This is a genomic window from Parapedobacter lycopersici (assembly GCF_040395035.1).
GTDB lineage: Bacteria > Bacteroidota > Bacteroidia > Sphingobacteriales > Sphingobacteriaceae > Parapedobacter > Parapedobacter lycopersici_A.
This window is the reverse complement of the sequence record NZ_JBEBRB010000101.1, coordinates 1-7,466: the sequence shown is the minus strand read 5'-3', so window position 1 is coordinate 7,466 and position 7,466 is coordinate 1. Positions and strand designations below refer to the sequence as shown.

Genomic DNA, 7,466 nt, shown 5'->3' with positions numbered 1-7,466 from the left:
GGCAAAAATCCGGAACATAATTTCTACGCATTGATAATCAATTTAAAGCAGATCATTAACCGCCGATGGCCGCAGTTTCAGCCTGTCATTTTTTCCTGCCCTTTCTTCTGCCATGACCGGTGAACTTCCGTTGGAATGCAAGTCCGGAATACGGATGTATATGGACAGCGTATTTATCGGGCCCGACTTGACATGAGTCCGGGGTGAGTCCACCGTGCGTCCACGGTAAGTCCACCTTTTCCACAAAAAACATGGACCCACCCCGCACACAATGCGGTCGCAATGCGGTTGCACTACGCATCAGTGCAGCCGCACATGCGATGGGGAACCGACGCACGGGCGATGCCGGGCAAACGTCACGCGGAATCTACGTAAAATCGGCTATGATACACCTGCCATAGCTATAAAATTGTATCTTTGCGTACCATGGCAACATCCGATACGATAAAGCCTTACCAGGACGACCAAGTAAGCAAAAAACAACAGGTAGCCGATATGTTCAACAACATTTCGGGCACGTATGATTTCCTCAACCATTTTATGTCGCTCGGCATCGACATCATCTGGCGCAAAAAAGCAATCCGCCTGTTGAAGCCATCCGCCCCCGGATACCTCTTGGATGTCGCGACCGGCACAGGCGATTTCGCGCTGGAAGCGCTCCGTCAATTAAAATCCGCAAAAATCATCGGGGTCGACATTTCCCAGGGCATGCTGGATGTAGCCAAGGAAAAAATAGCTAAAAAGGGACTGGGCAATCGATTTGAAGTGCAGCTGGGCGATTCGGAACACCTGCATTTTGACGATGCCACGTTCGATGCCGTAACGGTGGCCTTCGGCGTACGCAATTTTGAAAACCTCGAAAAGGGACTCACAGACATCTGCCGGGTGCTTAAGCCGGGAGGGAAAGCGATCATTTTGGAATTTTCCAAACCCCGTGTATTTCCCGTAAAACAACTGTATCACTTTTATTTTAACCGCGTTACCCCGTTCATCGGGCGCTTTTTTTCCAAAGACAAACGCGCATACGGCTACCTTCCCGAATCGGTTGCCGCATTTCCGGACGGGCGGGCGTTCAGTGAACTGCTGCAGCGTGTCGGATTCAGGGAAACACGGTGCCTGCCCCAGACGTTTGGCATCTGTACCATCTACGTAGGCACCAAATGAAACCGGCTTTTTTCGCATATACCTTCGTACTGGCATTGCTGGTATCCGTTACGGCAGCTGCCCAGCAGCAACGCCGTCCGCAGCGCTGGGGCGGCGGGGTAGATGACGAACGGCTTCATTTCGGCTTTAGCTTCCATTACGTCAATGCCGATTATAAAATCACGCTGAAGCCCGATTGGCAACAGCCGTATGAGGAGGGCGGCGTACCGGTGGCCGACTCACTTTACGGTGTCCGTTCGCCTTTCCAGCAGGGTGTAGGACTGGGATTGCTGGCCGACCTGAAGCTCTCCGAAAATGCCAACCTCCGGTTCACGCCCAATCTGATATTCTCTAACAAAACGGTGGATTATCGGTATACGCCTAATACCGTTAACAGCCACGAGCGCGACCTGTCGGCGCTGGTGCGTGCAACGTATATTGACCTGCCGTTGCTGTTCAAGTTCAAATCGGACCGCAAGGGCAACTACCGGGGCTACCTCATCGGCGGCGGCAAATATTCCCTTAATGTAGTTTCAGGTAAACGGTACAACGATGGCGATAAGGTACCGCTCGAGAAGCTCTTAAAAACTAAACCGGGATACTTCTCCTATGAAGCCGGCATCGGGTTCGACCTGTACTTCGATTACTTTAAAATGTCACCTGAAATCCGGTGGGTACAAAGCGTGGGCAACCTGCTTAATGCGCGTGAACCTAACATGTACAATCACCCCATTGAGCGGCTTATGCTGCGCAACTTTCAGGTCAGTTTGTTTTTTGAATAATGCATAACACCAATTTTAACTGTTAAATTCAATTATATGTCATCCACATCCAATAAAATAGCGTTTATCACCGGCGCGAGTGCCGGCATCGGAGCGGCCTGTGCCGAAGTATTTGCCCGCGAGGGATATAACCTGCTGCTTGCCGCCCGGCGCGTCGACCGCATTGAGGAACTGGCCGCCCGGCTTCATGCTGCATACGGGATAGACACCCACTTGCTTTCACTGGACGTCCGCGATGCCGACGCCGTTTTCTCATCAGTTGAAAACCTGCCGGCCGCCTGGAAAAAAATCGACGTACTGATTAACAATGCGGGCCTCAGCCAGGGACTGGATCCAATCCACGAAGGGGATATCGGCGACTGGGACCGCATGATCGACACCAATATCAAAGGACTGCTGTACGTTACCCGCGCCGTGTCACCCGGTATGGCAGCGCGCCAGAGCGGGCACATTATCAATGTCGGCTCTATTGCCGGCAAACAGGTATATGCCAACGGCGGCGTGTACTGTGCCACTAAATTTGCGGTCGATGCCCTCAGCCAGGGCATGCGCATCGATTTGCTGGACAAGGGCATTAAGGTTACTGCTATTCATCCGGGCATGGTGGAAACGGAGTTCTCAGAAGTGCGTTTCAAAGGCGACAAAGCCCGGGCGAAATCCGTTTACCTCAACCTGGAGCCGTTGGTGGCCGAAGATATTGCCGAAGCCGTATGGTTTACCGCCTCCCGGCCGAAGCATGTCAACATCAACGATATGCTGATCATGCCCACCGCCCAGGCCAACGCCACCACGGTGGTTCGCAACAAATAAGAAGCATCAGGGATTGAAATTACATGTTTATCAAAAAATAACGAAATGGCATTACAGGAACAGATTGACCAGGAAATAAAAACCGCCATGCTGGCCAAGGACAATGCCCGGCTGCGGGGACTGCGGGCCATCAAGGCAGCCATTTTACTGGCCAAAACCGAAAAGGGACCTGCAGAGGCACTTACTGCGGAAACCGAGATCAAGGTATTGCAGAAACTCGCCAAGCAACGGCGGGAATCGGCCGAGATCTATGAACAGCAGCACCGGAGCGACCTATACCAGATTGAGATGGAGGAGCTGACCGTAATCGAAAGCTTTCTGCCCAAGCAGCTCAGCCAGGCAGAAATCGAACAGGCTGTCCGGCAAATCATCGCCGACACAGGTGCCTCCAGCATGAAAGACATGGGAAAAGTGATGGCTGCCGCCAATCAGCAGCTGGCCGGAAAAGCAGATGGAAAGACCGTTTCGGCGGTCGTAAAGGCGTTGCTCGGCTAATCCTCCCGGCCCACTCTACGGAGGTGTGCATCCCGATCGCGTTCGTAGGTGGAGATATGGCGTTCCTTTTTACTTTCGAAGATATCATCGATGGTAATCAGGATTCCGGTCTCCTCCACCTCGCCGAATTCATCGTTAATGGCCGTACCGAAGGTCTTCATGGTTGATGACAGGTTCATGTAGGTATTGATCAGCGGCGGGATATTCTCTCCCAGCGCCCGCACCCGGCTGTTAAGGACTTTATAACCCTCTTTATAGGGCAGCCCCTCAAACAGGCCGTGAAATGGTTCGGTATCGCTATGATAGCCAAGTGGCCGGATAGGCCATACCAGCCGCTCCATATCGGGGAAATAATAATTCATAAAATACAGCAGCAGGTCCCGTGCCTCTTTGTTGTAATGCGGATACATGGTGACTTTGCCGAACAGGTATTTCACATCGGGGTTGAGCTTCACAACTGCCCCAAGGCCATCCCACAGGTTATCAAGCGAAAACAATCCTTTACGGTTATCCTTTGCCGGCTGGTACCGGGGCTGCACAAATGACCGACCGAGCTCGATGGTATACGGCAGGTAGGCCGTTTTGAATTTTTCGGAAAAATGAAAATAATGCGCGGTAGAGAGATTGATCTCGCCGTGGCTGTTAGTGCCTACATCCCGGCATTTGATCAGTCGGTATCCGGCAATGATCTCCTCGTCTTCCGGATTCCAGGCGATCAGCTGATCGTAAGCGTCCTCGCCCATATCGTTGTCATCCACATCGTAGGGCAGACCTGTTCCGCCGCCCGCTGCCCGGAACGTGACTTCCCTTAACCGGCCGATTTCCAGCACAGTATGGGGTGCACTCCGGTGGTTTACCAGGTAAACCTCATTATTGCCGTTATTGGTATAACGCACAAATGTTTCTTCCGTAAGCTCCTTTTTTATCAGATTCTTATCAACAGGGGCTATAATTTCTTGCATATAGTTTCGTTTTCCGGAGCTAAATTGTAAACCAGTTGTTTGACCGCCGCAGCCCATTCCTTCTCGCTTTTGGAGTCGTCAAAATCGGCATAGGGGATTGTTTTTCCTACGCATATCGTCACCGTCTTGTTTCTCTGTGCAAACATCTCGTCGGGCAGATAAAACATCTCCAGGTTGGCTTTAATGCCCAGTAGTTCCCTGCAACGAGCAAAATTATAAAAAAAGCTTGAATTTTCGCCCTGGATATAAACGGGCACAATATCTTTCCGGTATTTTTTTGCTTTGTTGATGAAACTTTTTTTCCATTCCAGGTCTGACACCCGTCCCTGCCGCTTGCGCGATACCAGGCCGGCAGGAAATACGAGCAGGGCATGGTCCGCTGCGTACGCTGCCTCAATCTGTTCCATTCCTTTCCGCCCCTGCGTGCCGTGCTTGTTTACGCCCACAAACAGGGGTTCAAGGTTTTTGATGTTCAGCAGGATGTCATTCACGATAAATTTAATGTCTTTACGGTATTTACCCAGGGCATGCATAAAAGCCACCCCATCGAGCCCGCCCAGCGGATGATTGGAAGCGAAAATGACGCCGCCGGTGCGTGGTATATGCTCAGCTCCCCGCAGCTCGACGTTAACGCCCAGCTCGCCGATCAGGGCATCCACGAAAGCCAGTCCGTGCAGGTGCCCGATCCGGGACATGATCCCGTTGATGTCGTCTTCGTGGACCACCCGCTCAATATACCGGAGCACAAACCGGGGGAGCCAACGCAGCAGGGCCGGGTTCTTCCGCCCGATGACATCCCGGATGACAATGTATTTATTTTTATCTTCCAAAACAGTAGCTTAGCCGTTCCTTCTTTTGGCATGGCGCCGCAGTTCGGAAACCGTAGCCAAAAGTAACAAAACTTATGGTTGCTCGTACAAATGAATCGGGAATATCACATTTTTCCCTGCTATGTAAAAAAAACACAAAATAATCGTTCATCTCATCAAAACCCAGTAATTTTGAACAGTAGATTAAACGATTGGCTTTTCGGGCTGTTTAATAAGGTAGAAGGGAGATCAACGCTATGAACATCGGCCAAATCATTACGGAACAGGACTACGCGGTAGACCCCGCAGACCGGATTGCATCCATACTGGATAAAATGGCGGAGTTCCGCCTTACCCGGCTACCCGTGGTAAAAGACGGTGTTTTTCTCGGACTGGTATCGGACGAGGTATTGACCGAATACCCGCAGGCCGACGATAACCTGCAACAGGCCGCCGTCTCCTACCAGCAGGTGTATGTCTACGGCACGCAGCACATTTATGATGGCGTGCTCTTTTTTCATATCCATCCCATCTCCCTGATGCCGGTAATTGATAACCAGCACGGTTACCTGGGTGCCGTAACACCGCTCCAGTTAGCGGATGCGCTGAGCCGGACGATGTCACTGCAGCAGCCCGGCGCAATCATCGTGTTGGAAATGGGGCAGCGCGATAATGCGCTCTCTCACATTGCGCATATCGTAGAGTCGGACAACGCACAGATACTCAATTCGTATGTGCGGTCCTTTTCCGATTCCTCCAGGCTGGAAGTCACCATCAAGGTCAACAAACTGGAAATATCATCCATCGTCGCTACGCTGCTGCGGTATGACTACCAGGTAAAGGCGACGTACAACGATGAAAACAGCCATGACAATACGCACGACCGCTACGAACAGCTGATGAATTACATCAATATGTAATGCCGGTATGAAGCCCATCGAGACGAACAGATCATCACCAGCTAACCAACTATGAAAATTGCAATTTACGGCAGGGAATTCCACCCCTCCGTCATTCCGTATGTCCGGCAGTTGCTGGACCATTTAATATCCAGACAGGCCGAATTATGGATCTATGACAGTTTCCATCGTTTTCTGACGGAGCAGATTACCTGTCCGCACCAGTTCCGCACGTACCATTCCAGGGAGCAACTGCCGGAAGATACCGGATTCATGTTAAGTCTGGGTGGCGACGGCACGATGCTGGCGGCGGTGTCTATTGTAGGGCCTTCGGGCATTCCCGTAGCCGGGATCAATTTTGGGCGCCTCGGGTTTCTGGCCAGCATCAACAAGGGGGAGATTGAAGGTGCGCTGGATGCGATCCTGGATGGTGCCTATGATATTCAGCAGCGGGCGCTGCTTTCCGTGGCCGCAGGCGACACGCCCCTTTTTGACGGCAACCCGTTTGCCCTCAACGATATTACCATTTTCAAATACGACAGCTCGGCCATGATTACGGTACAAGCCTACCTCAACGGTGAGCTGCTCAACGCGTACTGGGCCGACGGCATTATCGTGGCCACCCCTACCGGGTCGACCGCCTATTCGCTGAGCTGCGGCGGCCCCATCATTATGCCGGGCAGCGGAAACTTTGTCATCACCCCGATATCCCCCCACAACCTGAACGTGCGGCCCGTGGTTATTTCAAACGATTTTGAACTGGACCTGAAAATCGAAAGCCGCACCGGGAAATTTCTCCTTTCGTGTGATTCGAAAACGGAAACGGTGTCTACCGATACCCGGCTGAAAATCAAGCGGGCTGCGTTTGACATTAACCTCATCCGGCTGAAGAACCACAGCTTTTTCGCCACGCTGCGCAACAAACTGCTCTGGGGAATTGATGCACGCAATTATTAAACGCGATAATTGCGTGATTTCTATTATATTTACCCCCTTTGGAAAAACCAGTAACCATTGTGCATAAGGGTATCGCCGTATTAATTGTCCTGCTGGGCCTGATGGCTAATTCCGCGCGCGCGCAGGAATTCGAAGTGGGTATACAGGGTGGCGCATCGGGTTACATGGGCGACCTGAACCCGGAGAATCCGCTGGCGTATAACGACTGGGCAGCCGGCTTTATGGTTAAATACAATTTCAACCACACCTGGGGGATACGGGCCAATTTTACCTACGCCAATATCTGGGCCGCCGATGGCAACTCGCGTGTGGCGCAACGGCGGGAACGCGACCTGGATTTCCTCGGAAACATTACGGAAGCCTCGCTGGTAGCTGATTTCAATTTTTTCCGCTGGCTGCCGCAGCGCGGCCGGGTGGTCTATACGCCATACATCTTCGCCGGTATTGCTGGAATGCAGTTCGAACCCAAAAATTACCTCCCCTCAAACGGCGAAAAGGTAAAGCTCCGGGAAATGCAGACCGAGGTTGATACGTTGTTTAACCAAACCGGATATGGAAAATATGCGCTGGCCATCCCATTTGGGGTGGGCTTCAAATATAACCTGCGCG

At 51.9% G+C, this 7,466-nt stretch carries 9 protein-coding genes; 7 read left to right on the top strand and 2 right to left on the bottom strand.

Going from position 1 to position 7,466, the window contains the following annotated elements:
- The first annotated feature begins 426 nt into the window (after positions 1-426).
- From ubiE to ABWO75_RS12980, 4 genes are read left to right on the top strand one after another with little or no spacing between them, the layout of a single operon-like run.
- A complete protein-coding gene (gene ubiE / locus ABWO75_RS12995) occupies positions 427-1,164 on the top strand; it encodes a bifunctional demethylmenaquinone methyltransferase/2-methoxy-6-polyprenyl-1,4-benzoquinol methylase UbiE (protein ID WP_353186203.1) in 738 nt (245 codons plus the stop codon).
- On the top strand, positions 1,161-1,925 hold the full coding sequence (gene porT, locus ABWO75_RS12990) for a type IX secretion/gliding motility protein PorT/SprT (RefSeq protein ID WP_353186201.1): 765 nt from the start codon (positions 1,161-1,163) through the stop codon (positions 1,923-1,925). The genes ubiE and porT overlap by 4 nt, the downstream gene beginning before the upstream one ends.
- Positions 1,926-1,961: 36 nt before the next feature.
- The gene (locus ABWO75_RS12985; RefSeq protein WP_353186199.1) at positions 1,962-2,735 is read left to right on the top strand and encodes an SDR family oxidoreductase; all 774 of its coding nucleotides are present in this window, start codon (positions 1,962-1,964) and stop codon (positions 2,733-2,735) included.
- A 45-nt stretch (positions 2,736-2,780) separates the two neighbouring features.
- Positions 2,781-3,230 (top strand): GatB/YqeY domain-containing protein, encoded by a 450-nt coding sequence (locus tag ABWO75_RS12980; protein ID WP_257658900.1) that lies wholly within the window; start codon positions 2,781-2,783, stop codon positions 3,228-3,230.
- Here the strand turns inward: ABWO75_RS12980 and glsB are convergent.
- Positions 3,227-4,192, bottom strand: a complete 966-nt coding sequence (gene glsB, locus ABWO75_RS12975; RefSeq protein WP_353186198.1) for a glycine N(alpha)-acyltransferase GlsB — start codon at positions 4,190-4,192, stop codon at positions 3,227-3,229. The two genes, ABWO75_RS12980 and glsB, sit on opposite strands and share 4 nt — an antisense overlap.
- A complete protein-coding gene (gene glsA / locus ABWO75_RS12970; protein WP_353186196.1) occupies positions 4,177-5,022 on the bottom strand; it encodes a lyso-glycine lipid O-acyltransferase GlsA in 846 nt (281 codons plus the stop codon). The genes glsB and glsA overlap by 16 nt, the downstream gene beginning before the upstream one ends.
- A 236-nt stretch (positions 5,023-5,258) precedes the next feature.
- On the opposite strand from glsA, the gene ABWO75_RS12965 reads away from it, so the two are divergent.
- From ABWO75_RS12965 to ABWO75_RS12955, 3 genes are all read left to right on the top strand, one after another.
- Positions 5,259-5,921, top strand: a complete 663-nt coding sequence (locus ABWO75_RS12965; protein ID WP_353186194.1) for a CBS domain-containing protein — start codon at positions 5,259-5,261, stop codon at positions 5,919-5,921.
- Positions 5,922-5,972: 51 nt separating this feature from the next.
- Positions 5,973-6,857 carry an NAD kinase gene (locus ABWO75_RS12960; protein ID WP_353186192.1) on the top strand — a complete coding sequence of 295 codons (885 nt, stop codon included), beginning with the start codon at positions 5,973-5,975 and terminating at the stop codon, positions 6,855-6,857.
- Positions 6,858-6,895: 38 nt separating this feature from the next.
- The coding region (locus tag ABWO75_RS12955; RefSeq protein ID WP_353186190.1) for a DUF6089 family protein at positions 6,896-7,466 on the top strand (571 nt) is incomplete at its 3' end.

What these genes read in the sequence shown, in the direction of transcription:
- ABWO75_RS12965 (WP_353186194.1), top strand. Translation starts at nt 5,259, where the DNA reads ATGAACATCGGCCAAATCATTACGGAACAGGACTACGCGGTAGACCCC.
- glsB (WP_353186198.1), bottom strand. Translation starts at nt 4,192, where the DNA reads ATGCAAGAAATTATAGCCCCTGTTGATAAGAATCTGATAAAAAAGGAG.
- ABWO75_RS12980 (WP_257658900.1), top strand. Translation starts at nt 2,781, where the DNA reads ATGGCATTACAGGAACAGATTGACCAGGAAATAAAAACCGCCATGCTG.
- ABWO75_RS12985 (WP_353186199.1), top strand. Translation starts at nt 1,962, where the DNA reads ATGTCATCCACATCCAATAAAATAGCGTTTATCACCGGCGCGAGTGCC.
- ABWO75_RS12960 (WP_353186192.1), top strand. Translation starts at nt 5,973, where the DNA reads ATGAAAATTGCAATTTACGGCAGGGAATTCCACCCCTCCGTCATTCCG.
- ubiE (WP_353186203.1), top strand. Translation starts at nt 427, where the DNA reads ATGGCAACATCCGATACGATAAAGCCTTACCAGGACGACCAAGTAAGC.
- porT (WP_353186201.1), top strand. Translation starts at nt 1,161, where the DNA reads ATGAAACCGGCTTTTTTCGCATATACCTTCGTACTGGCATTGCTGGTA.